This is a genomic window from Pedobacter sp. BMA (genome assembly GCF_001027745.1).
Taxonomy (GTDB): Bacteria; Bacteroidota; Bacteroidia; order Sphingobacteriales; family Sphingobacteriaceae; genus Pedobacter.
In genome coordinates, this window is record NZ_LECU01000006.1 from 359,498 (window position 1) to 384,329 (window position 24,832).

General features: G+C 42.6%; 20 protein-coding genes and 2 pseudogenes. 14 read left to right on the forward strand and 8 right to left on the reverse strand.

Annotated elements, in window-relative coordinates; genetic code table 11:
• The first annotated feature begins 53 nt into the window (after positions 1-53).
• Together AB669_RS13595 and AB669_RS13600 are read left to right on the forward strand one after the other, a co-directional pair.
• A complete protein-coding gene (locus AB669_RS13595) occupies positions 54-842 on the forward strand; it encodes an alpha/beta fold hydrolase (RefSeq protein ID WP_047799852.1) in 789 nt (262 codons plus the stop codon).
• Between the two features lie 12 nt (positions 843-854).
• The gene (locus AB669_RS13600) at positions 855-1,961 is read left to right on the forward strand and encodes a PAS domain-containing sensor histidine kinase (RefSeq protein ID WP_082120679.1); all 1,107 of its coding nucleotides are present in this window, start codon (positions 855-857) and stop codon (positions 1,959-1,961) included.
• Positions 1,962-2,004: 43 nt separating this feature from the next.
• Here the strand turns inward: AB669_RS13600 and AB669_RS13605 are convergent, their stop codons facing one another.
• From AB669_RS13605 to AB669_RS13615, 3 genes are all read right to left on the reverse strand, one after another.
• Positions 2,005-2,445, reverse strand: coding sequence for a hypothetical protein (locus AB669_RS13605; protein ID WP_047799854.1), 441 nt, complete (start codon positions 2,443-2,445; stop codon positions 2,005-2,007).
• Positions 2,446-2,742: 297 nt separating this feature from the next.
• Positions 2,743-3,651 carry a hypothetical protein gene (locus AB669_RS13610; RefSeq protein WP_047799855.1) on the reverse strand — a complete coding sequence of 303 codons (909 nt, stop codon included), beginning with the start codon at positions 3,649-3,651 and terminating at the stop codon, positions 2,743-2,745.
• Between the two features lie 66 nt (positions 3,652-3,717).
• Complete coding sequence (locus AB669_RS13615; protein WP_047799856.1) at positions 3,718-4,110, reverse strand: helix-turn-helix domain-containing protein; 393 nt, start codon at positions 4,108-4,110, stop codon at positions 3,718-3,720.
• Between the two features lie 110 nt (positions 4,111-4,220).
• Between AB669_RS13615 and AB669_RS13620 the strand changes: the two genes are divergently transcribed.
• Positions 4,221-4,823 carry an FMN-dependent NADH-azoreductase gene (locus AB669_RS13620; RefSeq protein WP_047799857.1) on the forward strand — a complete coding sequence of 201 codons (603 nt, stop codon included), beginning with the start codon at positions 4,221-4,223 and terminating at the stop codon, positions 4,821-4,823.
• A 137-nt stretch (positions 4,824-4,960) separates the two neighbouring features.
• Positions 4,961-8,407 (forward strand): gliding motility-associated C-terminal domain-containing protein, encoded by a 3,447-nt coding sequence (locus AB669_RS13625; protein WP_197082407.1) that lies wholly within the window; start codon positions 4,961-4,963, stop codon positions 8,405-8,407.
• Positions 8,408-8,480: 73 nt separating this feature from the next.
• On the opposite strand, the gene AB669_RS13630 is transcribed toward AB669_RS13625, so the two are convergent.
• Positions 8,481-9,062 carry a GIN domain-containing protein gene (locus AB669_RS13630; RefSeq protein WP_047799859.1) on the reverse strand — a complete coding sequence of 194 codons (582 nt, stop codon included), beginning with the start codon at positions 9,060-9,062 and terminating at the stop codon, positions 8,481-8,483.
• Positions 9,063-9,404: 342 nt separating this feature from the next.
• Between AB669_RS13630 and AB669_RS13635 the strand changes: the two genes are divergently transcribed.
• The 10 genes and pseudogenes from AB669_RS13635 to AB669_RS13675 all read left to right on the forward strand — a co-directional run bounded on the left by AB669_RS13635 (position 9,405) and on the right by AB669_RS13675 (position 22,177).
• The gene (locus tag AB669_RS13635) at positions 9,405-11,282 is read left to right on the forward strand and encodes an FG-GAP-like repeat-containing protein (protein WP_082120705.1); all 1,878 of its coding nucleotides are present in this window, start codon (positions 9,405-9,407) and stop codon (positions 11,280-11,282) included.
• 127 nt (positions 11,283-11,409) lie between these two features.
• The gene (locus tag AB669_RS13640; RefSeq protein ID WP_047799860.1) at positions 11,410-12,024 is read left to right on the forward strand and encodes an RNA polymerase sigma factor; all 615 of its coding nucleotides are present in this window, start codon (positions 11,410-11,412) and stop codon (positions 12,022-12,024) included.
• A gap of 66 nt (positions 12,025-12,090) precedes the next feature.
• A complete protein-coding gene (locus AB669_RS21590) occupies positions 12,091-13,029 on the forward strand; it encodes a FecR family protein (RefSeq protein WP_053058407.1) in 939 nt (312 codons plus the stop codon).
• A 49-nt stretch (positions 13,030-13,078) separates the two neighbouring features.
• Positions 13,079-16,420, forward strand: coding sequence for a TonB-dependent receptor (locus tag AB669_RS13650; protein WP_053058408.1), 3,342 nt, complete (start codon positions 13,079-13,081; stop codon positions 16,418-16,420).
• Between the two features lie 7 nt (positions 16,421-16,427).
• A pseudogene (locus AB669_RS22575) lies at positions 16,428-17,078 on the forward strand (RagB/SusD family nutrient uptake outer membrane protein); the annotation flags it as partial.
• A gap of 141 nt (positions 17,079-17,219) precedes the next feature.
• Positions 17,220-17,963: pseudogene (locus tag AB669_RS22580) on the forward strand (RagB/SusD family nutrient uptake outer membrane protein); the annotation flags it as partial.
• A 7-nt stretch (positions 17,964-17,970) separates the two neighbouring features.
• Positions 17,971-19,752, forward strand: a complete 1,782-nt coding sequence (locus AB669_RS13660; protein ID WP_047799861.1) for a metallophosphoesterase — start codon at positions 17,971-17,973, stop codon at positions 19,750-19,752.
• A gap of 132 nt (positions 19,753-19,884) precedes the next feature.
• Positions 19,885-20,463, forward strand: coding sequence for an RNA polymerase sigma factor (locus tag AB669_RS13665; protein WP_047799862.1), 579 nt, complete (start codon positions 19,885-19,887; stop codon positions 20,461-20,463).
• On the forward strand, positions 20,456-21,238 hold the full coding sequence (locus tag AB669_RS13670; protein ID WP_047799863.1) for a HEAT repeat domain-containing protein: 783 nt from the start codon (positions 20,456-20,458) through the stop codon (positions 21,236-21,238). Before AB669_RS13665 ends, AB669_RS13670 begins: the two co-directional genes overlap by 8 nt.
• A gap of 15 nt (positions 21,239-21,253) precedes the next feature.
• On the forward strand, positions 21,254-22,177 hold the full coding sequence (locus AB669_RS13675; RefSeq protein ID WP_047799864.1) for a DUF4097 family beta strand repeat-containing protein: 924 nt from the start codon (positions 21,254-21,256) through the stop codon (positions 22,175-22,177).
• A gap of 53 nt (positions 22,178-22,230) precedes the next feature.
• On the opposite strand, the gene AB669_RS13680 is transcribed toward AB669_RS13675, so the two are convergent.
• From AB669_RS13680 to AB669_RS13695, 4 genes are read right to left on the reverse strand one after another with little or no spacing between them, the layout of a single operon-like run.
• Positions 22,231-22,767 carry a thermonuclease family protein gene (locus AB669_RS13680; protein WP_231582679.1) on the reverse strand — a complete coding sequence of 179 codons (537 nt, stop codon included), beginning with the start codon at positions 22,765-22,767 and terminating at the stop codon, positions 22,231-22,233.
• Positions 22,755-22,964 (reverse strand): hypothetical protein, encoded by a 210-nt coding sequence (locus AB669_RS13685; RefSeq protein ID WP_047799866.1) that lies wholly within the window; start codon positions 22,962-22,964, stop codon positions 22,755-22,757. The genes AB669_RS13680 and AB669_RS13685 overlap by 13 nt, the downstream gene beginning before the upstream one ends.
• Positions 22,965-22,977: 13 nt before the next feature.
• On the reverse strand, positions 22,978-23,964 hold the full coding sequence (locus AB669_RS13690) for a DUF4407 domain-containing protein (protein ID WP_047799867.1): 987 nt from the start codon (positions 23,962-23,964) through the stop codon (positions 22,978-22,980).
• Positions 23,965-24,540, reverse strand: a complete 576-nt coding sequence (locus tag AB669_RS13695; RefSeq protein WP_053058410.1) for a hypothetical protein — start codon at positions 24,538-24,540, stop codon at positions 23,965-23,967.
• Positions 24,541-24,832: the final 292 nt, after the last annotated feature.

The following is a 24,832-nucleotide window of genomic DNA, read 5'->3' on the forward strand; positions in this document are numbered from 1 at the left end:
AACAATTATTTAACATCATTTTCTGTTGAATCAAATAACTTAAAGTAATATTAATGAGTGTATTGAAGAGGAATAATGTGCATGTTAAAGGTACCGGCACCTCTCCCATGATGTTTGCACACGGATTTGGCTGTGATCAAAATATGTGGCGTTTGGTTGTGCCTGCTTTTGAGCAAAGCCATCAGATTATTCTATTTGACCATGTTGGCGCGGGACTTTCGGATTTGACTGCCTACAACCCTTCAAAGTATGAAGAGCTGGATGGTTATGCAATGGATATATTAGAAATTGCAAATACACTTCAGTTAAAAGACGTTATTTTTGTTGGACACTCGGTAAGTGCCATCATGGGCATACTTGCAGCTGCAAAATCACCGGAATTATTCAGAGCACTGGTTTTGGTTTCTCCTTCTCCATGTTATATTAACGATGGAGATTACATTGGTGGGTTTAGCAGAATAGAGATTGGTGAATTACTTACTTCGTTAGACACCAACCATATGGGATGGTCAATGACGATGGCACCTTTGATTATGGCAAATGCGGATAGAGCTGAATTAAGTGAGGAACTTACCAATAGTTTTTGCCGTACAGATCCTACCATTGCGAAGCAGTTTGCCAGAGCAACCTTCCTTACTGACAGCAGAAGTATACTTCCTGATTGTAAAACTCCTGCGCTTATACTCCAGTGTTCTGATGATATCATAGCCCCTGTGAGCGTTGGTGAATTTATGCATAAAGAAATGCCAAACAGTGAATTGGTTATCCTTGAAGCAACCGGTCACTGCCCGCATTTAAGTGCTCCTGAAGAAACCATAACCGCTATTCAAAATTTCTTATAAACCATTCATTATATGATGAAACTACCTTTTGGGGATAGCCTGGAAGAATTCCTTGACCATTCTTTGTCCGGGCATGTTTTTACAAGTTCCCGTGGAGAAATTATCAATGTAAATGCCAAAGTTGTTGAATGGTTAGGTTTGAGCAGAGAGCAGCTTATTGGAAAGAAAATAACCAGTTTACTCGCTGTAGGTAGTCGTATTTTTTACGAAACACACCTTTCTCCCCTGCTAAAGCTGAAAGGCTACTTTGAAGAAATATCGGCGGAACTGTTATTAGCTGATGGGTCAAAAATGCAGGTACTCATCAACGGATATACCAGGAATGATGATACTGGCAATGAGGTGGTGGTATGTTTAAATATTTATCGGGCAACGGATAGAAGAGTTTACGAAGATAACCTCCGTAATGCCATTACCAACGCAGAAAATATTATTAAGACCGAACGTGAACTTGCAATTCTAAGGGAACAGTTCATAGCAGTTTTGGGGCATGACCTCAGAAATCCATTGGGTGCTATTAAAACCGGATCTGCTTTGTTAGCCCGCTCCCTATCTTCTGATCGGGACAAATCTATCCTGGGAACCATTACCAAAAGCACCCTGCGCATGGAAGAAATGATAACCAACGTGATGGATTTTGCCAGGGTACGATTAGGCGGTGGTATTCTGTTAAACAGGAATGAGGTACTGGTTGAGCCAATCATCATGCATATCGTAAATGAGTTGACCATTTCATTCCCCCAGCGAACGGTTGTTTGTGCTATTAACACGGAAAAAGCTGTAAGCTGCGATGTGAACCGTTTGTCGCAAATGCTATCGAATTTGTTGGCGAATGCTTTAACACACGGGGCAGCAGACAAACCGGTGAGGATTATTGCAAACACAACTGAAGATTACCTGGAAATTGATGTAATTAATGGAGGCAGGGCAATACCCCAGGAGATAATTGGAAGTCTTTTTGAGCCATTTACGCGGGAAGCCAATACGCCAAGCCAGCAGGGTCTTGGTTTGGGATTGTATATCGCTGCGCAAATCGCCAGTGCACATGGAGGCTTGCTTGAGGTTTCATCAGATGCTGATGAAACATGTTTTAGCTTTCGTATGCCGTTGGTAGGTTAGGGGCAGGCTGAAGAGGATTGATTTTAAAATTCACACGCTACATTTAATAAGCTGCAGATGCCTTCTCAATTAACGCAGCTTTATTCGGTACTTTAAGCCAGGCCTGATAGGCTTTGACCGCTAGCAAATGCAGCTTGTTACTATTGTAAAATTCAAGAGCGATTCTCAAACTCCTTTTGCCATCTGCTGGCTCAGCAACCCTATCCTTTCTATTAAGGTAATCTTTGTTGATTATGCTCAGCAGGTAGTCACTGCTTTGATTAATCGATTTTTGATGCAAAACACTGAAAACCGGGTTATAAAATGATTTGTCGGCAGCGGTGATTTTAGCTATCAATGCCTTTTCACCTAAACCTTTCAAAAGGCCACCATAATAAACTTGTTCTTTATAACATTGTATCCATTCCTTTTCTCCCTCCCTCCCTTGAGCATTAGAGACATTGGAATAAAGTATAATGAATAAAGCGAAAAATAGAGTTCTCATAGCAGCTAATATAGTTTTAAAGTTGTGAATTGTTTATCGTAGTTTCCTATTATTCATTAAGATTTTGAAGGCTCATACTGGGAGTTATGCCATTCCTGATAATTATTTGATTAATGATAAGGGAATTATCGTAGCCGAAACCTCAGTGAAAGCAATCTTTAGTATATCCTTAAAAAAAATCCTAAAATGACATTCCTTTTTTACTCCAACTCCCTTAGTTATTGAATGAGCAGACCGAGTAAGCGGATTTTCGTGGAGCGCGAATGTTATTGCTAAATTAGTTTGTCAATTCGTGAATTAATCGGTTACCTTAAGTTGCATGACAATTTTCCGGTTGTTAATGCCCAGATTGGAGGTTCGGGTTATAGTGGCTTGTAGGAGGCTTCCGTTATTTAAATTAAAAAGGTGTTTAGTGGATTCGCTAAATTCCATTTGCTTCCCTCCCAGTTGTTTCATAATCCCCTCGCCTTTAGCGGGGTTACTTTTGATGAGGAAATCGCGAATGATCGCGGTTAATATTTTGCCGTCGACCTTTTTAGTACTTTCTACTGTGCAAAGGGAATCTTTAACGCTGGAGAGCCACACCTTCTCTACTGCTTCAATGAGCACCGGACTAACGGGGTTGGGCATTTTGATATCATTTTGAACAACTTTGCCAGGTGTGTAATCAAATCCATTTATCAAAAGGAAAAATTTAACTGGTTTGGCAATGATGGTTTCTACACCAAGTGGGGTTTCCAATCCGATCTTCAACCGTTGAAAAACAGCTCTCGTTTCGGGGCTTCGGCTTTTCTCTGCCAGTTCTGCAGCCTTTTTAATTGCTACTTCGCGGATTTCAGCTGAATTTTTAATTTCAATAAATCTGCCAAATTCATTCACCCTGATCAGCAATGGCTGTCCTTTAAGCGGAGCCGTCAGCAAATTTTCGAATACAGGTTCTCCAGGGGCCAGATTGATTTCGGTAAACCGCCAATCAAGAAGGTAGCCGGTGGGATATTTTTCGAGAACGGTAATGGCAACATTGAAGTTGGTCAGATATTTTTTGGCCACACCCCCCTCTACATCAGTGGTATGATAGGCAATGCTACAATGATGTACTTCATTGACTTGCCAACGGGGGAAAATGGAAATTTTAGCGGTATCGGCCTGCGCAAAAGTGATTACAGGCAGGAGGAGTAGGATTAATTTTGAAAACAGAAGTTTCATTACCGGAGCGTTTGTTATTGGTTTTTATCGCTGGCAAATATAGGGTTATACAGGGATGATTTGAAATCAACCAAAAACCTCCCCCTTTTCTTGTCGCATACTATCTTTTATTTTCTCCCGATGCTGCCATCCCCACTCACTCAGCGTTCGCATCACCTCTCTTAGCGTTTTACTGTACTCGGTTACTTCGTAAATGATACTTACCGGCCTGGTAGGGTAAACTTGTCTCCTGATGAAATCATTTAACTCCAGATCTTTCAATTCGTTTGCAAGCACCTTTGGAGATATGCCTCGTAATTCGTGCTGGATCTCATTAAATCTTTTTGAAGATTGAACCAGGCTTAAGATTAATGGAAGCTTCCATTTGCCATTTAATACATAAAGGGCGTCCATAACATTCGTTAGCGAATTGGCACATTCATTTTTATCCGGAAGAATATTTTCTGCAGTCGAAATCATTCTTCAAAGATACGCACTTACCTGAATGTAAGCGCTTTCCTTTAGGTAAGTACTAACCTTTTTATAGTTGAGTGAATTACTTTTGCGGGTACAAAAATTCAATTAAAATTATGAAACGTATTCTTCATTTAATTTCCAGTATACAGGGAAACCAGTCTTATAGCCTACAATTGAGCAGGGCAATCCTGAAAAAGATCTTAGATAAATATCCGGGCAGTGTGGTTGAGGAAGTGGATTTGAACAACGTAAACATTCCACATATAAATTCATCCTTACTGCAATCGATGTTTACGCCTGCTGATAAATACACGGAGGAAACCAGAGCACTCTTACGCTATTCGGATGAAGCCGTTGCCCAGTTGCTGGCTGCCGATATTGTGGTGGTTGGTGCGCCACTCTATAATTTAACGGTACCATCTACTTTGAAAGCCTGGCTTGATCACATCACGCGTGCAGGGATTACTTTTGGCTACGGGGAAAACGGACCGGTTGGGTTGGTAAAAGATAAGAAGGTGTATGTAGCGATGTCATCGGGAGGGGTTTATGCTGATGGGCCGGCAAAAGGCGCTGACTTTGTGGCTCCTTACCTGAAATCGGTATTCGGACTTTTGGGGATGACAGATGTAACTGTTTTCAGGGCCGAGGGTGTTAAGGTTGCCGGATTGAAAGATACCGCGCTGGCGAAGGGGATTGAAAGTATTATAATAGACTAGCGCCTGATCGAGAGGCGGATTTTCGCAGCAGGAAAACAAATACCTATCTGCAAAATATCTGAAATGGGATGAGGGCAAACGTGGAAATTACTACGCAGGAAAGCTCACTATTGCAACTGTTTACTTAAGCTATGCATATGAGAAAAGATGTTGAAATTCTCTACATTTGCCTCCTACCAAACTACGCACTCACCATGTATCGATTATTGCTCCTTTTATCCTTTTTGTCAATCTTTGGTATAGCGCATGCCGAGGTATTTACGGTGAGCAGCCAACTGGATTCGGGACCAGGTTCTTTACGTGAGGCGCTGGAAAAAGCTACGGCAAACGGTACTGCTGAAACCGACTATATTCATTTTACAGCCACTGCCAGGCTGATCAGTTTGAAATCGCCTTTAATACTTTCCTCTAACCTTGTGATCGACGGAACCACTTTACCAGGTGCTGTGCTGGGCCTCTCGGATGCTAAAGTCACCCTCGAAACCACTATCCCTTATACCGATTATACGGAACGGACTGCACTAAAGGGGGCGGGCATTAACCACCTCGAGATTTATGGATTAAGTTTTTCAAATTTTGCTGCGGGAGGGCGTGGTGCCAGTCCAATTTACATCAATCAGGGTGCCGACCTTACTTTTGGCGTACCAGGGAAGGGTAATATTTTCCTGGCCTGCGATTATGATATCACCCTGTTCAAATGCAAGAAAATTAAAGTTTCGGCCAACTGGTTTGGAATTGCAGCAGATAAAAAAACAGTAGTAGGCACTGCCTTCGGCGGAACACTGGATTTCAGGTTGTGTGATGAGGTGATGATTGGGGGCGACACGAAGGCTGAAGGAAACCTTTGGGGCTATCGTTATTATGGTGTTGTAGTATCCGGGGTTAACCTTACTACACAAGCAGTGGAAGCAACAGGTGAGAAATGTATCATCAAAAACAATAGTTTTGGCGTGGAAGGCCTGAGTTCCGGAATCAGCAACCGTGGCATTATTCAGGACGTGAAGAATGTAGAACTCATTAACAATACTTTTATTGGCAGTGGCGCTTTCGACTTTAAAAACATTTATAATTCGGGAAAGATACAGGGAAACAGAATGGGCGTACAAAGTGATGGAAGTAAGTCTTATGTTTACAGTACAATAGGCCTGGAGAACTGTTCGAACATCGTTATTGGGGGCAAGAATCCTGGTGAAGCAAATGTGATGGCCAACCGGGTAAGCTTTGGGTCGGGAACGCCAGGTATATGGGCCACCAATTGCGGCGACATATTGATACAGCGCAATGCTATTTATTGTATTTCTGCGATGCCCATCACCTATAAATCAGAAAAATCGAAAGTAGAAATACCGGTGATTAAAATTAACGGGTATAATAACGGTACCCTAACGGGAACAGCTACACCAAATGCGGAGATTGAAGTGTTTTCGGATGGGGAATGTTACCAGTGCGATGCCAAGAAATACCTGGGAAGCACTTTTGCTGATGCACAGGGAAACTGGACAATGACCATTACACCTGATATAGGATTTACCGCTTCGGCCACATTGAACAACCGTACATCGGAGTTTTTAGGTATGAGCCTGCAGATGGGCAACTATACAGTAAAACAACCTACCTGTGGCCAGGCAAATGGTTCAATTACCGGAATTGTGGTAATGGGAGCTACTGCGGTAGAGTGGCGTAACGCTGAAAACAAACTGATCGGTACCAATGCAGATTTGAAAGGCCTGGCACCAGGAACCTATTCGTTTACGGCCTACCTGGGTACGGCCTGTAAAACGCAAACCTCTACATGGGAGTTAAAAGACGTGACGCCGGCGCTGTACACCACGGCGATGAAAATCCAGCCTGCCACCTGTAGCATGGAGAATGGCGGGATTAGTAACGTCTATCTGTCGAATCTTGAAACCGCAACAATGAAATCAGTTAATTGGTTGAATGATGCCGGTGAGGTTAAAGGGACTGCACTTACGTTACAAAATGTTAAAGGTGGAAACTACAGGCTGAAGGTGGTTACCACCTACGATTGCACGGTTATGTTTGGCCCTTTTAATATCCCTGCTGAGGGGGCTCCCGTTGCAGACCTCGCAAAAGTGCTGACTGAAAATGCTGATTGTGATCGGAAGAATGGGAGCGTAACCGGATTGGCAGCTACCGGGAAAGGGGTACTATCTTTTACGTGGAGAAATAATAATCAGGAAATAATGGGTAATGAAGCTGATTTACGTGGTGTACCTGCAGGAAAATATACAGTAGAAGTGAAAGATCAGGGCTCATGCGGATCGCTTTTTTATTCTTTTACCATTGATGAGAAAAATGGCATAACCGTTGATGATTCAGCATACAATCTGAAAAATGCGGGTTGTACGGTTAATGATGGCTGGATCAAAAACCTGAAAGTGAGCTCATCTGAGCCCTTAAGCTACAGGTGGACAAATGATGCCGGAACACCTGTTGGCAACCAACCAGATATTGAAAACCTTCCGCCAGGAAAATACAAACTCACCATTTCAAATACTTATTGTAACCGCACGCTGGAGTATAACATCATCAGGCAAAGCGCAAAAGTTTTTCCCGAATTGAGTTATAAGATCACTGACGCCGCATGCGGTGAAGATTCGGGGATAATTACAGTTCAAACTTCGGGTATCGACCCCACAACAAAGCTGCGCTGGACGGATGCAACAGGCACAAACATTGGCAATACGAATAGTATAACGGGGTTAAAGGAAGGTGTATACAGTTTGTTTTTAACAGATGAAAAAGAATGTGAGCAACATTATAAAGACTATACGGTTTTGCGGATTGAACCCCTCACAATGGATTTGACTCAGGTAAAAAATCAGGCCGACCAGTGTGGTATGGGGCTTGGGTCGGTTAGTGACATTGTTGTTAATGGCGGGATGGCTCCTTATCAATTTGAGTGGCTGAATGACCACGAAGAATTGGTGAGCAGACAAGCGCTGCTGGAAAATGTGCCATACGGATCATACAAACTACGGGTAACGGACAACAGCAATAGCAACTGTAACTTGGTGGAAAATGTATTTGTTATCGACAATATCGGCCAGGAAATTGCGGCACCGGAGCTGGCACAGGTAAAGTTGTGTGGCGAGGGGGAGGGAACCATAAAAGTGTTGAACCCTATTGCAGGAAACTATAAACTTTACCAGTTTGACACTGGCGGGCAGTCATTGATGGAGAACAACACCGGAATATTTACCCTGGACATGGTAAAATCAAAATCGTATTTCGTGAGCCTGGCGATCGGAAACTGCGAAAGCAAACGTACTGCTGTGCCTGTTACGTTTGCCGAAAAACCGGTTGATGTCCCTTCCTCATTCACCCCTAATGGCGATGGGGAGAATGATACCTGGATAATCAAAAATATTGAACAATATCCTCAGGCAGTAATAAAGGTTTTTAATCGCCTGGGTAATGTGGTATTTAACAGTACCGGTTATAAAAGCCCGTTTAACGGAGAAACCAAAGGCAAAATTCTACCGGTTGGAGTGTATTTTTATACCATTCACCTTGCAGCAAACTGCAAAAACATTTCGGGTAGTTTGACTTTGATGAGGTAAGTGGGGCTAATAAACAAAAAAAAAGCAATGAGTTGCTGCCCATCGCTTTTCGCTGTTCAATAAGAGGTGTACTTTATTTACTTAATGCATAGGTAGCGCTGTATTCGGCAAGGCTTTGGGTGCTGGTTTTTAAAGCTGCAAACTGGTTCATTGATAAACTTGGTGTATGGCCCATTACCAATGCGTGATCTTTTGTAGCTCCGCTTAACGACAGGTTAGCGTGGTCTTTTAACACGGTGTACAATCCATCGGTAGTAGAGTTAATGGTAGCTTGTGCGTAATCTGATAGGAACAATTGAAGAAATTTGGTTTCGATTTTACCTTCAGTTTTAACGACAGCGTGATCGGCAGCCTGGATGCGGAAAAGGTCTTTTACATATACGGTAACTTTTGCCTGCTCATTTCCTTTAGTGCTGATACATAGTTTTCCGCCGCACTCAGTTACTTTTACACTTCCGGTATTGTCTTCACTGTAAGCAATGCTACTGCGGCTGCCTTGTTTTACGGTAACTTCTACATTTCCCTGAACGGAGATGGAATTGAATTTTGCGTTTTCGCCTCGGATTGGTGATGGAGTAGTGCCGGCGAATGCTGTTGTAGCAGTTAATACAATTGCTAAACTTGAACTGATGATGGTGTTGATAAAAGTTTTCATATGCTTTAGATTTTAAGGGTTTAAATTTTTTGTTTTTATACTCATGAGACGCCGCTACATGAAAAACGTTGCACGCAATTTCCCTGCTTTATACTTAACGCCCGGGATTCTCGACGAACGGGCATTTTATCTATACTAATCTTAACTTATGGAATATGCGGATACACGCGCTTAAATAAGGATTATTGCCAATATGAGCCAAGGATGCGCTCGGAAACCTATAAAATGGTGTAATTAGATTTAACAAACTGTTAATCAATATTTAATGGCGAAACGGAGTACGGAAGGAGCTTATTGGCGACTTATGATTTTACAACCATAAAATCAGAATCACAGAAAACCATGAAAACAAAAACCGCATTACCAACGAAGAGCACGGCTACTAAGCTGGCCTTAGCCCTCGGCATTGCTGCCATGTTAGGTTTTAGCGCCTGCAAGAAAGCCGAAATGGAAACAACCGCAGAAACCTTTAGCGCAAAAAACCACAACCTGGCCTTAAATGCTGCTTCATTAAACGCCGCTGAAGAGCCCGCTTTTAAAGCCTTATCATTCAATGTAAGACATAATGATGCCGCCGATCCCCAAAGTATTACCCAACGCCAGGGCATGATTAAACAAATTATTATCGACAACAATCCGGACGTATTTGGATTGCAGGAGTTTTCAGATAACAGTTTCGAAAGCTGGTTCAGGGCGGAGATGACACCACTGGGCTACGGTGAGTACTACGATACGGCCATTACGGGAACACCGAAAGCAATATTTTATAAAAATAGTCGCTTTAATAAATTAAATCAAGGCACTGTTAAAATCGGGCCCACAAATACGGCTACCTGGGTAATATTGCAAGATAAACAGACTGGTAACAAATATTTTATCAGTAACAGTCACTGGCAATTTGATTCGCAGGCGGTAAGAATTGACAATGCGAATGCCTTGGTAGCAGGAGTGAACCAGTTTAATACAGAAAACCTGCCTGAAATTGTATTTGGCGATTTTAATGCCAAGCCAGGTACCACTGAAATAGGGATATTGAAAAGCGGACTGGATGTAGTGGATGCATTAGGTGATAGTGATGGCGAATTTACTTTCCACAGCTGGAATGCTACAGGGAGCAGCAAACTGGATTGGATGACCAGTACGCGCAACCTCGCTTATACCAGTTCGGAGGTAATTAAAACGAGCTACAATGGTAACTGGCCATCAGACCATTGGCCGGTAATGGCCGTATACCGCCCGGCAGTATTTGGCGCTGCACACGAAGACAATAACGGAATAAGTGCCAGCGCTGCTACCAATTACTATTTTGCGGATGTAAATGGCGATGGTAAAAAAGATAAAATTTATTGGAGGAGTAGCTTTGATAGTGGCATTCCACAGGTTTTTTTGTCTAATGGAAACGGTACGTTTGCTTCGCCGGCAATAAAACACACCGCAGGCGCATCAGCTTTGGCAAGCAGCTGTTATTATTATGCCGACGTGAATGGTGATGGCAAAGCAGATGAAATTGTATGGAACCCTACGCAAAATGCTGGCCGCACCAGGGTTTATCTGGCTACTTCAAATGGGAACTTTAGCAGCACTGCTATCGAAAATCCGGAAGGTACCAGCCAGGGGGCAACTACAGTATATCATTTTGCCGACGTGAATGGTGATGGCAAAGCAGATAAGATTTATTGGAACGCAACCTTTGATTCAGGTAAAACACGGGTTTACCTGGCTACCTCAAACGGGAATTTCAGCAGTTCAGTGGTGGCAGGAACGGAAGGTGCAAGTACTACAGGAGCTACCAGATTCTGGTATGCAGATATCAATGGCGATACACGTGCAGATAAAATACTATGGCATGCTAATTTGAATGGTGGAAAAACAATGGTATACTTATCTGATGGTGATGGTACCTTCACGCTGTCCAATGGCTTTAGCGATAGCGCTACCAGTGGCCTGGATAATACACGGTTCTACTTTGCCGACATAAACGGCGATGGGCGTGCGGATAAAATCTACTGGAATCCTACAAACTACCTGGGCAAAGTAAAAGTCTATTGGTCTACTACGGCAAATACCTTTTCCGGACCGGTTTACTCATTGCGGGGAACATCACAAAGTGAAAACACCATTTTCTACTTTACCGATATTAATGGCGACAGTAAAGCTGACCAGGTACGATGGAACTATGCAGAGAATAGTGGTGCTTTGAGGAACTATTATGGAGAATAGATTTTAAACCTTAGACTTAGTTAAAAGTTTAGAATGGATAGCGTTACTAAATTTCAACTAATCGTTGGGTTTTGTAACGCTTTCTTGTTTGCTGCGCCTTTGTAGTTAAACTTAAAGATAAGTTAACATGGGCTGTTTAGTTTTGTATGAAATGATCATTAGCCCTAATTTGTTGATTTCCCGAATCAAAGAAGATGACGAGTCGGCTTTTAACGCCTTGTTTGAACACTATTGGGAAAAATTATATAGCACGGCCTGGGCAAGGGTAAACGATAGTGAAGTGGCGAAAGATATTGTGCAGGAGTTGTTTATTAAATTGTGGCAGCGCAGAAAATCACTCGACATTAAAGGTTCGGTTGATGCCTACCTGCAATCGGCGGTGAAGCTCAGTGTGATCAGTCATTTCAGGTCCAAATCAAAAGAAGATTTACAATTGCAGGATGCCGCTACACGGATGGAAATTATTCAGGAAGCAGTGGATGGCCTGGAAGACTACATCTTGCTGGAACAGCTGATTGCTGAAACGGTAGCCCGTATGCCCGAGCTTTTACAGCAGGTATACACCATGCGCAACGAAAGTAAAAGCATTAAAGAAATTGCTGCAGATTTAGGTATCGCTGAGCAAACGGTGAAAAATTATACCGCTGAAGTATTAAGAAGGCTGCGCCTGGTGATCCAGGATAAATACCCGGAAAAGTATGCCGCTTACCTTTCCATATTGCTGTATATGGTTAACAAATAGTTCATATAAGTTTAACTTTAATTCAAAGTACTTTCTGCGCTTTCTGGCGACTTACAGTCAGAACAGATGGAAAGTATTAAGCAATTCAAAAAATCGCTGACGCGGTTTCTTAAAAGAAAGAGCAGTCATAAAGAGGATCAGGTTGTAGAGGGCTGGTATCAATCGTATGAAGCACTGGAAAAGTATGCCTTCAACGATACAGACAAAGCCAGGATCCGCGAGGAACTGCAGATGGCAATACTGCCGCATCTGGTAAAACCCAAAGTACACCGCCTTTGGTGGGCTGCAAGTGCTGCAGTGGTAATATTGGCCGGTAGCTTTGCCTTATGGTCAGTGCGCCACCGCACGGTAAATACACCCGTAGCCTACCTAACCTCGGCTACTGAAACCGGTATGCTGAAGTATTTAATGCTGCCAGACAGTACGGAAGTATGGCTTAATGCCGCTTCAAAATTTAAATATCCACAAGCTTTTACGGCAAATTCAAGAACCGTTTATTTACCTGAGGGGGAAGCCTTCTTCCATGTAAAGCGTGATGTAAAACGCCCTTTCAATGTTAATATGGGTGCTTTGCAGGTTACGGTCCTGGGAACTTCGTTCGACATTAACAATTACGGCGACCTTACTACACAAACCATTGTAGTGAATACCGGCAAAGTAAGGGTGGCCAGCGGGAAGCGGGTACTGGCGGTGCTTGAAAAAGGCGACCAGCTGGTTTATCATAAAACATCGCAGGCTTTTGAATTAAGTGAGGTAGACCAAACCCTGAGCTATAGCTGGAGGGATGGAAAAACCGTTCTCCGAAATGCAAGCTTCCAATCGGTAGCCAGTGTATTTAAAAACCTTTATGGCGTAACGCTCCATTCCGAAATCAGCAATATCCATCGCTTTAGCTACACGGCAACCATTCAAAGCCAGGTAACACTGCAAGATAACCTGGAACTCATTTGTAAAATGCATCACATTCAATATAGAAAGGAGGGCAATGTGGTAGTGCTTTACTAATCATCTGTATCCTTAACAAAACAAAGAAATTTCCTTATTAAAAAAATAAATGAACACTAAACAAACCATATGGAGGCTATTTATGCGAAGCTCATTATTACTATCCATATTTCTGATCAGTCTTTTTACGGTTAAAGCCGTAACACTTAATGCACAGTCGTTAAGTACTAAAATCGATATCCAGTTTCAGCAAGGCAGTTTGAAAAAAGCCATTGCTACATTGGAGAAAGTAACATCGTTAAACTTTGCTTATGATAACAATTACCTTTCGCTGGATGGGATTAATATTCCGAACAAAAAATACCAGCAGCAACGTATTGGCGATGTGATTACTGACTTATTGCGCAACAGCGATATCTCGTTTAAACAGCAGGCTGCTAATATTGTGCTGTTTAAAAGAATCAACGGTATTATTAAAGGGGTGGTAAAAGATGAAAACGGACAAACTTTGCCTGGTGCTACAGTGCGTTTGGCAGGTAAAACCAATCTGGCGCTCACCAATGCCGACGGTTATTTTGAGCTGCGTGCTGAAGAAGGGACCTATATCCTGGAAGTGAGTTATGTAGGTTATGAAACCATCCGCCAGGAAAGAGTTACAGTTACAGCGGGTAAACCTTATGTTGCTAATTTCACCATGCGCGCAGGTACGTTATTGAAAGAAGTAAACATTAGCTACGGTACGCAGAAGGCGAAAGAAGTGAGTAGTTCGATCAGCGAGGTTGATGCAAAAGCCTTGCAGGATATGCCTGTTATTCAGTTTTCACAAAGCTTGCAGGGGAAAGCTGCGGGGGTACAGGTAGCTTTGAGCAGCGGGCAGCCGGGACGTGGCATTGAATTCAGGATTCGTGGTGCCGCATCGCTTTATGCCAGCAATCAGCCGCTTGTAGTAATTGATGGATTGCCCGTTACCGGAAGTATCAATAACATTAATCCCGATGAGATTGAATCGTTTTCCATATTGAAGGATGCTTCTGCAAGTGCCTTATATGGCTCAAGGGCAGGTAATGGCGTAATTTTAATTACCACCAAACATGCAAAGGCAGGCGATGCACAGATTGAATTTCATAGCAACTTCGGAATTCAGAAAATTCCGATGCGGAATGTGCCGGATGTAATGACTGCCCGTGAATGGGTGGACTTTCAAAATGAGTATTACCAGGACCGCGTGAAATATGAAAACTTTACCGGTGCGCTTGATCCGATTTATGCCAACCCTGAGCAATATGGAGAAGGTACTAACTGGTTTAAGGTGCTGACCAGAAATGCGCCCATTCAAAGTTATGATTTAACCCTGCGCTCGGCAAAGGAAAATTCATCTACAACTGTAATTGCAGGCTACCAGGAGCAGCAAGGGGTATTGATTAATACCGGAACCAAATTGTATTCGCTTCGTATGAACCACGATTTGCGTTTAGCCAACAACAAAATTAAAATCGGTTTTAACATGGCACCGAGTTACCGCCTCGATCATAATAACCGTTTGAGTACTGATGGTGTAGGGGGATTATTTGAAAGGATTTTTGAGGCCAGTCCGCTGTTTGATCCGGTGAATCCGGATGGTTCAATGACCAAATATGTTTCCTCGGCACCAATGGTATTATACTTTAACCCTTATGCACAGTTTACCCTGGCTAAAGATGATTATAAAACCACCAGGATATTAGGAAACGGATATTTTAATTATGAATTTTTAAAGGGCTTAAGCCTTAAAACCAATTTTGGGGTAGATAAAGGGGCAGAAACGCGTGATAACTTTAACCATTCGCTGCTGAACGCGAATGATGTAGCCTCGGGCCTTGCCAGTTCAATTGACAATTTCTCGTGGACGGCAGAAGCCAACCTGAATTATACCAAAGATTTTAAAGGCGGTCATCACCTAGATGTGCTTGCAGGTTATTCGGCACAGAAGTTTGAACAGTTTAGCAGCAGTGTGACCGGAACAGGCTACCCCAGTAATGATGTAACCTATATCAATGCTGCTACAGTAATCAGTGCCGGAACCAGTAATGCTACAGAATATGCTTTACAATCGGTGCTTGCAAGGGCGAATTATGCTTACCAGGGAAAGTATTTGCTTTCTGCAGCCATAAGAAGGGATGGATCATCCCGTTTTGGGATCAATCAGCAATACGGTAACTTCCCTTCGGTATCGGCAGGTTGGGTGGCCAGTGAGGAATCGTTTATGAAAGATTTCAAATGGCTCGACCTGTTCAAACTAAGAGCCAGTTACGGAATTACCGGAAACAATTTCTTTGGTAATTATGCAGCAGTATCTACCATTGGTGAATACAACTATACGCTCGATGGAACGCTGGTTCCGGGCCGTACACTGAATAACCTGGGTAATGCCGAGCTGGCATGGGAACGGGTAAAGCAATTCGATATTGGGTTCGACCTATCGATTTTAAAGAACCGGATTTCATTTACATATGATTACTACCATAAAATTACGGATGGCTTGATTCAGGACAGACGTATTCCACGGGCTTCGGGTTTCACTACCATCAAATACAATGTGGGTAAGTTTACCATGTGGGGACATGAGCTTACGCTGAATACCGTAAATACTACGGGTCAGCTGAAATGGAATACCAACATCAATGTGTCGTTCGACAGAAATATCATTTCTTCTCTGATCAGTCCCGGGTTTATCAGAAGAAACAATACGGTAACTTCCGACTATTACCGTAACCAGGAAGGACATCACCTGGGTGAGTTTTATGGTTTTGTTTATGAAGGCTTATATAAAGATGCTGCTGATTTAGCCAATTCGCCTAAATATAAAAACCAATCGGATATTGGTACCATCAAAGTGAAGGATTTAAACGGCGACGGGGTAATTGACGACGTAAACGACCGCACATTTATTGGCGATCCTACACCTGATTTTACTTTTGGGGTAACCAACAACTTCAGCTATAAAAACTGGGATTTATCCATCACGCTTGCGGGTTCTGTTGGTGGAGAGATTCTGAATGCATCGCGCTGGGCTTACCGTACCAACCTTGATGGATCGAGAATGCTGACTTCGGACGTAAAAGACAGGTGGCGTTCGTTGGAAAATCCTGGTTCGGGACTTTATCCGCGTACCAAAACCGGAACAACAGCGATGGGAAGACAGGTAAACAGCCAGTGGGTGGAAGACGGTACCTACCTGACTGCCAAAAACATTGCCCTGGGTTATACGATCAACTTAAAGAATAATATGATCATGCGGAACCTCAGGGTGTATGGATCGGTACAACAGGCTTTTGTGATCAGTCCGTATTCGGGTATGAACCCCGAGATTAATTTCGCCGGATTAGACCCGACCCTGGGTATTGGTATTGATGAGAACGCCTACCCTATTCCCCGCACATTTTCTATTGGTTTAACAGCAACTTTCAAATAATTGAATGATGAAAAAAATATTTCCTTTATTGGTGATCGGCTTTTTAGCCAGTTCGTGCAAAAAAGAATTCCTGGAGCTTACGCCGCCGGATTCTTACTCGCCGGGCAACTTTTATAAAACAGAAGCACAAATGAGGCAGGCTGTAAATGCCGCTTATACGCCGCTACGCAGCTTATTGGATAATGACTACTTTACCGGAGAGAGCCGTGGTGGGAATACCCATTACGAATACAATGCCGGCAACCGCGGAACTGCTTTTGTTCAGCGGGAGAGTATTACAGATTTTACCGACGATCCTACAAATGCTTATACCAACGCCGTTTATTTTCACTGTTACAGCAGCATCTCGAAAGCAAATACCGTGATTGAGCGGATTGCTGATGCAGATATTGCCCAAGCTGGTAAAAATGCTTTGGAAGGTGAAGCTAAATTTTTGCGGGCATGGAATTACTTCCGTTTGGTAAGGTACTTCGGCGGGGTGCCCTTGTACCTGAAGGAGGTAAAAGTGGCTGATGATGCCTTTTTACCACGGGCGTCGGTTGAGCAGGTGTATGCGCAGATTATTGCCGATGCTCAGGATGCCATAACGAAGCTGGCCGTACCGGCTAAGTTTCCACAAAGTGGCACAGCGACAAAAGGTGCGGCAACCATGTTGCTGGCTGAGGTATATGCCACACAAAAGAAATGGGCGGAAGCCGAAGCGCTACTGATTACGCTTCCTGCCATGGGTTATCAGTTACTACCCAACTATGCAGATGTTTTTTCCACAGCAAATAAAAACAGCCGTGAATCTATTTTTGAAGTGCAGTATATGCAGGGTTTGCAGGCAGGTCAGCAAAGTACTTTCATTTATCAGTTTTTACCAAGAAGCACCAATACCAGCCTGGTTACAGGTGTAGCAACCAATAATACGGGTACGGGTGGCTGGAATACGCCGAGTGCTGATTTAATGAATAGCTATGAGGCTGGCGATAAGCGCAAGGAGGCCTCTATTGGTATTGCTGAGGGTACTTATAACAGCAGTAAAGTCTTCGCGATTTCGGCCAACAAAAGCAGTGTAAATTATTTGCCGGCAGCGGGTAAGGTGGGTGTGCCTTACATTAAAAAATACCTGAACCCACATACCGATCCAAATAATACCAATGATAACTGGCCGGTTTACCGTTATGCTGATGCCGTGTTATTATTGGCGGAGGCGCAAAATGAGCAGGGTAAAACTGCAGCAGCGATGACCAATGTAAATTTAATCAGAACAAGGGCAGGATTAACCGGGCTTTCCGGACTGGCACAGGCAGATCTGCGCACGCGCATTGCGCAGGAAAGACGGATTGAGCTGGCCTTTGAAAATCACCGCTGGTTTGATTTATTGCGTACGGGTAATGCGACTGCTACCATGAGTGCTTATGGTGCGAAGCTAAAAATAACGAACACCTATCTTGGCGCCGACACCTATCAGGTGAACAATAACCGTTTACTGTTCCCCATTCCACAATCGGAACGGGAGATTAATCCTGACCTAACTCAGAATCCAGGATATTTTTAAGCTATAAATGATGATAAATTTTAAAAGAAGGTTTTGGCAGCAGGGTTTAAGTCTGACAATGGCCGCGGTGATGTTGTTGAGCATCAGCGCTACATTATTGGACAAACCTGCAGAAGAGCAGGATGAGTTTACCATTGCGGTATTGCCAGATACGCAGTATTATACATCGGAAAAAAACGGGGGCAAAAATGAAATGTTTTTGGCCCAAACCAAATGGATTACCGAAAATTCAAAGAAAGAGAATATTAAGTTTGTGATTCATTTAGGGGATATTTCTGATGATGGGGAAAAATTTCCTGTGCAGTGGGACCGGGCCTGGGCGGCCATGTCGGTACTGGAAAAACCTTCGGCAGATTATCCTCAGGGGATTCCATACGGGATGGCTGTGGGAAACCACGACCAAACACGAAGCCAGTTTCCATTGAGCGGTAAGACCACCCTTTACAATAAGTTTTTTGGCATTAAGCACTTTGAAGGGAAGAAATGGTACGGTGGACATTATGCTAATGACAATGATAGTCACTTCGATTTGATGGAAGCCAATGGCGTCAAGATGCTCATCCTGTTTTTGGAGTACGACTCGTACGATGAGGATATAGAGCCTTTAAACCGCTGGGCAGAAACAGTGCTGCAAAAATATGGCGACAGGCAGGCCATTTTGGTGAGCCACTCGTTTATCCACTTTAATAAAACAGCCGGGACCAACGAGAAAGGTTTTCCTGCTTTTTCAAAACAGGGTCAGCGGCGCTTTGATGCTTTAAAACGTTTTCCGAATGTAGTGATGACCTTATCCGGCCATGTGGGTGATAACGGGGAAGGTTTCAGGATGGATGGCTATGCAGGGAATATCATTAAATCGTACCTTACCGACTACCAGAGCCGACCGCAGGGAGGGCATGGGCTGATGCGCCTGATTACGTTCTCGAAATCGAAGGATTTGCTGAAATTCAGAACCTTCTCTCCTTTTACAGGCGAAGTGGAGAATGATAGCGACAGTGAGTTTACCATGCCCTGGTTACACCATACTACGGCAGCACGTTTCATGGATTTTAATAACGACCAGCTTACGGATCCAGTATCATTTGCTGATGGTGAATGGATAATAGGTGGTAAGAAAGTAGCCTTCGGTAAAACCGGTGACCTGGCTGCACCAGCTGATTACAATGGCGATGGTAAAACCGAAATGGCCGTGTTCCGCGCGCAGGACGGTAAATTCCTGATCGAAGGTGGTAAGGAGGTATTGCTGGGCATGGCTGGTGACGTTCCGGTTTGTGGAGATTGGGATGGCGATGGTTTTGCAGATGTGGCGGTGTACCGCCCCGCTACCATGACCTGGTACATTGATGGTATGGACAGCATTAAGTTTGGGCATAAAAACGGCATTCCGGTTCCTGCTGATTATGATGGGGATGGAAAGCTTGATGTAGGTTTTTTCCGTACGGATAATTCGATGTGGCAAACGGCTTTAGGAAATATTCCCTTGCAGCTTCCGTATACTCCTGGCGATATTCCGGTTCCGGCCGACTATAATGGAGACGGACGGGTGGATATGGCCTTGTACAGGCCTGCTACCGGCGAATGGTTTGTGGGCTTTAATGCCGCAATTAAATTTGGTCAGCCAGGTGATATTCCTGTCCCGGGGAATTATAGTCCGGGAGGTAAAACCATTCCGGCAGTTTACCGTGACGGGTCCATCATCACCATAGATGGTAAAAAAATCCCGCTTAATGGGATCAAAATATCGACGCTGGTGAATGTGAAAACCAGCGTTAAGGGTTTTATTAAGTAGTTTATTTCCCTTTTTTCAACTGAACGCAAAACGCCCATGGTGTTTTGCGTTTTTTTTATTATTAATTTCACATTTGCATGCAACATTAATCAGCTGGTTGCGACTTCCCTATAGAAACATATTGATAGCAGATTGTTAACGACTCAAATTTTGCCGATACCACGCGATATCACCGATCAGGAATTGATTTCCATGTGCATGCAGGGAAAGGATGCAGGCTATACAGGCCTGTATCAAAAATATGCCCGCAGGATTTATAATTCCATCAGTCGACTGATTGTGCATACGGCAGAGGCTGAAGATATTTTGCAGGAAACCTTTTTCAATGCCTTTAGTGATCCGGAACGGTTGAAAGGGGTTTTAAATTTTGAAGCCTGGGTGAAGCGGATGGCAATTAATAAAGCCATCTCCCATCTGCGGAGGAGAAAAATCCAGTTTGCCGATATGGGCGATATGGACCCGCAGGCTGAAGAAGATTATGATATGGGGGAAGATGAGCTTTTTAATTGTAAGGTAGAGGATGTGAAAAAAAGTATTGATGCGTTGGCAACAGGCTACAAAACCATTCTGAACTTATACCTTTTTGAAAAGATGAGTCAGGAGGAGATTGCAGGCGTGCTGGGTTTATCGCATGCGACGGTAAGAACACAGTATCACCGGGCAAAGAAGAGAATATTGTTGGCATTAAAAGATAAGGCATATTATGAATGATCCATTAAAAGATTTTGTAGAGCGGAACAGGGAGGAATTTGATCAGTTAGATGCCCCTCAGTTTAACCTGGATTTGTTTAAGAAACAAAAAGAGGTGCCTGTGCAACAGAAAACGAAACCTGCCTTTTTACAGATAGGCAGATGGGTGGCTGCGGCAGCTATATTGTTAATGGTGGGAGGAAGCTTCCTGATTTTCAGAACTTCATCCACGAAACATTTGAATACGCAGGCCGCAGCAACAAAAAAAGCACAGCCCGTACAGGTTGTTCCTGATTTGAAGGAGCCGGTAAAAGCACGTGTTGCAACGGTTGCGCCTGGCCGCAGTGGTGATATAACAGCCTCCAGAAATGTAGATCTGGCGCAGGTTTCCAAAAACGTATATGTGGCTGAAAAAGTTGATCAACTGACAGACAGCAGCTCGGCCAGTAACCGTTTAGCCCTGATATTGGAAATTGATAAAAGCGGGTACATCAGTGAACATATGATCAACAGGTTAGCGAAAACATTGGAGCGCGATGGAAATAGCAACGTTCGTTTGGCGGCCCTGAATGTGATGGGTAAATACAAAGATGACGCGCATGTTTCAGCATTATTAATAAAATCGTTGAACAGCCAGAACGACCCCCTGGTGCAGCTTGAATTGGTGAGGGTTTTGGGAACAATGAACAATGCAACGGTAGACGACCGGCTTTATGCCCTGGTGAACGACCCTAATACGCTCGATGCGGTAAAAGATGAGGCCTACATGGTTTTAATGAAAGAGAATAAGCAATAATAGAAAATAGAGGATATGAAAAAACAACTACAATTGGTGGTAGCGCTGACACTTTTAAGCTTGTCGGTTTCTGCACAGAAAGAATATAAGCTGGCTAAATCGTCAGGAAAGCTTAATCTTAATTTAAGTGGCGCGACGGTAGAAGGCTATAACGGCGCTGAGATTATTTTTAGTTCGCCCGCTTCGGAAAAGGAGCAGGTTGACGAAAGGGCTAAGGGGCTGAAGGCTGTTAACAGTTCAGGCTTTAAAGACAATACAGGATTGGGTTTAGATGTGACGGTTAAGGGCGAAGATATTAATGTGAACCCGGTAAGTTTAACGGATGACCGCCGTTTCAAGATCAGGGTACCTCAAAATATAAAGGTTGTGTTTACGAATAACAGCTCCATGTATCAGGATAGCGTAACACTTAAAAACCTGAAAAGTGAAATTGAGGTTTCCGTTAATTTCAATGAGGTGAAGTTGGAAAATAATACGGGCCCCGTAAATGTGAAAACTTTGAATGGTTCGGTTGATGCGGTTTTCGCAGGTGAAATTAAGGGGCCTATTTCCATTGTCTCTGTACATGGACATGTGGATGTAGCACTGCCTAAAACGGCGAAAGTTTCTTTAGAGGCAGGTACCAATTACGGTAAAATTTATGCCGCTGAAGGACTGAATATTGCTATTGAAAAAGAAGCTGTTGAAAAGACAGATAAGCCTGCAACAGGGGTTGCATACACAACCAACGGAAGTGTTTTATTTAGTGGGTTGGTATCGGGCAGCGGTGCAAAAGCCAGCACCAACACACTTACAACTCAGGGCGGAAACCGGGTGCTGAGTGCGATAAACATTTCGATGCGCAAGGAATCGGAAAATATAAAGGGGAAGATTAACGGGGGCGGTACAGTTTTGATTTTGAAATCGAACCATGATAGTATTTATATAAGAGAGAAATAAACCAAACAACTGAAAGCCCCGCACATGCGGGGCTTTATTTTTTAAAAGAATAGTCAGGAGCGAGTGAAGCCAGTGTGAAACTGGTGTTTGCTCTTTTTGTGTTTTACAGACCTCCATTCCCATGGGGCCGTTGGGTTTTGATCATGCCAAAGGCCTGCCCGTTGTTTTCTGGCGGTTAGTTCCAATTGAGCGTAACGTTGATCTGTAGAATATTTTTTAAAGTGCCACGCCATTCCTTGTCTGATCATTTCCTGATTTACAATCTGCTTCTTATGATTGGCTACCACGGCAATTAATCTTCTATAGCGATCAAACTTCTCTCCGTAAACGGTTATCTGCTGGCCAAAACATAAGTTAGATAGGGCGATTTTGGCATTGTTGCCGAAAGGTTGTGAACCGCGCTTTTCAGGGCAGTCGATATGTGCCAAACGGATTTTAACGGGCTGATTCTGATATAAAACTTCCATGGTGTCGCCATCCAGTATCCGTATGACTTTTGCACTGAACGTTTTGTTTTTCAGATCCGGAAGTGCCGGGTCTGCTATTGGCTTGATCCACAGTAATAAAATGAAAAGAACTATTTTTCCCATCCACATAAGGTTTTACCCTGGCTCTTTGCTTTTTCTAAAGTTACTTTAATGATTTTATGCTGGCAGTTGCTTAAACCACGACAGCTCGTCGTGTAGTGGTATTTTTTTCCGCCTTCGCTGTCGCAAAGGTAAACGGTTTGGGTTTCTTTGCAAGCGATTGTGGCAAAGAAAAGGATGATTAGGGAGAGGGTTTTCATTGGGGGGGTGATGCTATAATAGGTGAATTTTCGTCATGTGAATTTCCATTTGCTTTTGAATTGCTTTTTCGTAGTCTGAATCAGTATCGTTCGATTTTCCAATTAGCACTAATAACTCTATAAGCAATAAAAATATAAACCATATAAAGTATACCACACATGCAATTAATGAACCTTTTATAATATTTACAAGGTTACTCAGTTCATCAAGGAAACCTACTTTGCTTTTAACTTCGTTTTCCAGATCAGATTTTAATGTAATTAACATGTTTTCTTTGTCTGTTTTCTGCTGATTCAGGTCCTTAAGCTGCTGATTTATGCCAGGGATCTGTTCTATTTTGGGATTAGGAATGGACCGAACATTTGTGGTTGAAACTTTTTTAAGGATAGTATTTGTTGTTTCAGTTTTTAGACTGTCTTTTATTGTTTTTTTAACAGGAACAACGCTTATAGTTGTTTCTAGAATTTGCTGATTTGGATTTTTGCTAATGTCCTCAATGAAACTTTTTCTCTCATTTTCTTTGGTGATGATTGCTTGATTTAACGATGAGATGTGCGACGCTATTTCACTTGTTTTAGTAGGCATTAGTAATGCTACTTTTTGCTGATTTGTTATCATTTTTGCGCTCTCTATGTCGTCCTTGAAAATAATTTGATCAATAATCAAGGAGCCAATGATAGCCATTAAAAAAGCGAGTGCAAATCTGGTATATTTTAAAGCAGTATTTGTTTTTTCAATAAGCAAAATTTGCCGTTCTATTTGTAGTATTATTAAAACTGAAATAAGTGAACCCGATAGACTTGCTAGTGGGCCAAGCTTAATATATCGCGAACAAAAAAAGTAGCCTACGAAGGCCCATAAAATAAAAATTATGATTAGTGCTGATGTATACTTTTTGACTTTCCTTACGGAAACCTCACTACATGCACTTAAAATATAAAAATTATATCCTGTTAAAAAACAGCTTAATTTTAGCCACCAGGTTTGAAAAGTTCTCATTTAAAATCTTTTTAATATTGTATGATGAGAAATTGCTGAAAGGCCATTCATGAACCCTCGAGTGTAACTAATGATCATACCTTGACTATCACCAGTACTGTTTCTATGCTCTGATTCCATTTCTCTTACTTTGATAATGTGGCTTTCAGCGATACCTTTTTTCATTTTTAGCTCGTCGACGATATCGACCATTCCACTCCTACCCCTACTGTCAATATGAAAATCTATTTCTTTTATAAAATCTTCATAAAAGGTTTTTACTCTTCTGATTGTTCTTTCTAACTGATTCTTCAGCGCTTCTATGTTCTGCTCCAAATGTTTAACATCGGGATTCATTAGGGCATCTTCATATCCTTTGTTTTCGTGGTTTTTATCAAGGAAGTCGAATAATAGTTCAATAGTATTTTCTATTTTTTTTGTGCTACTACTCCGATCTTTGTCAATATCAGTTGTATCTTGTTCAATAAATATGTTTTCAGGAATGTCAACTGGATTGATTCGATTTGTTGGTTCAGCCACTAATAGCTGATTGGAAGGCATTTCTTCCTGCCTGCTTTTTTTGAAAATATTAAACATCTTGAATGTAGATTATTGGTACTTTAAATTTTGAATGACCACGTTGGTGACAAGAATTACACAGTGTTATTAGCAAGTTGTCAGAATAGTCCCATGGTACTTTAAATTTTTTTTGAGAAGTGATGTAATGATATTGACGATGGTGGACTTCAAGACTAATATCCTGTTTGCATATAATACACCGATTATTATCCCGGGATAAAATAATTGCTCTTTTATCTTTCCAACGTCTATCAAATAGCAGCGCGCCGTATGAACCATGCTTATCGGGAATTGGCTCTTCCTGTACGTT

What these genes read in the sequence shown, in the direction of transcription:
- AB669_RS13595 (WP_047799852.1), top strand. Translation starts at nt 54, where the DNA reads ATGAGTGTATTGAAGAGGAATAATGTGCATGTTAAAGGTACCGGCACC.
- AB669_RS13600 (WP_082120679.1), top strand. Translation starts at nt 855, where the DNA reads ATGATGAAACTACCTTTTGGGGATAGCCTGGAAGAATTCCTTGACCAT.
- AB669_RS13605 (WP_047799854.1), bottom strand. Translation starts at nt 2,445, where the DNA reads ATGAGAACTCTATTTTTCGCTTTATTCATTATACTTTATTCCAATGTC.
- AB669_RS13610 (WP_047799855.1), bottom strand. Translation starts at nt 3,651, where the DNA reads ATGAAACTTCTGTTTTCAAAATTAATCCTACTCCTCCTGCCTGTAATC.
- AB669_RS13615 (WP_047799856.1), bottom strand. Translation starts at nt 4,110, where the DNA reads ATGATTTCGACTGCAGAAAATATTCTTCCGGATAAAAATGAATGTGCC.
- AB669_RS13620 (WP_047799857.1), top strand. Translation starts at nt 4,221, where the DNA reads ATGAAACGTATTCTTCATTTAATTTCCAGTATACAGGGAAACCAGTCT.
- AB669_RS13625 (WP_197082407.1), top strand. Translation starts at nt 4,961, where the DNA reads ATGAGAAAAGATGTTGAAATTCTCTACATTTGCCTCCTACCAAACTAC.
- AB669_RS13630 (WP_047799859.1), bottom strand. Translation starts at nt 9,062, where the DNA reads ATGAAAACTTTTATCAACACCATCATCAGTTCAAGTTTAGCAATTGTA.
- AB669_RS13635 (WP_082120705.1), top strand. Translation starts at nt 9,405, where the DNA reads ATGAAAACAAAAACCGCATTACCAACGAAGAGCACGGCTACTAAGCTG.
- AB669_RS13640 (WP_047799860.1), top strand. Translation starts at nt 11,410, where the DNA reads ATGGGCTGTTTAGTTTTGTATGAAATGATCATTAGCCCTAATTTGTTG.
- AB669_RS21590 (WP_053058407.1), top strand. Translation starts at nt 12,091, where the DNA reads ATGGAAAGTATTAAGCAATTCAAAAAATCGCTGACGCGGTTTCTTAAA.
- AB669_RS13650 (WP_053058408.1), top strand. Translation starts at nt 13,079, where the DNA reads ATGAACACTAAACAAACCATATGGAGGCTATTTATGCGAAGCTCATTA.
- AB669_RS13660 (WP_047799861.1), top strand. Translation starts at nt 17,971, where the DNA reads ATGATGATAAATTTTAAAAGAAGGTTTTGGCAGCAGGGTTTAAGTCTG.
- AB669_RS13670 (WP_047799863.1), top strand. Translation starts at nt 20,456, where the DNA reads ATGAATGATCCATTAAAAGATTTTGTAGAGCGGAACAGGGAGGAATTT.
- AB669_RS13675 (WP_047799864.1), top strand. Translation starts at nt 21,254, where the DNA reads ATGAAAAAACAACTACAATTGGTGGTAGCGCTGACACTTTTAAGCTTG.
- AB669_RS13680 (WP_231582679.1), bottom strand. Translation starts at nt 22,767, where the DNA reads ATGGGAAAAATAGTTCTTTTCATTTTATTACTGTGGATCAAGCCAATA.
- AB669_RS13685 (WP_047799866.1), bottom strand. Translation starts at nt 22,964, where the DNA reads ATGAAAACCCTCTCCCTAATCATCCTTTTCTTTGCCACAATCGCTTGC.
- AB669_RS13690 (WP_047799867.1), bottom strand. Translation starts at nt 23,964, where the DNA reads ATGAGAACTTTTCAAACCTGGTGGCTAAAATTAAGCTGTTTTTTAACA.
- AB669_RS13695 (WP_053058410.1), bottom strand. Translation starts at nt 24,540, where the DNA reads ATGTTTAATATTTTCAAAAAAAGCAGGCAGGAAGAAATGCCTTCCAAT.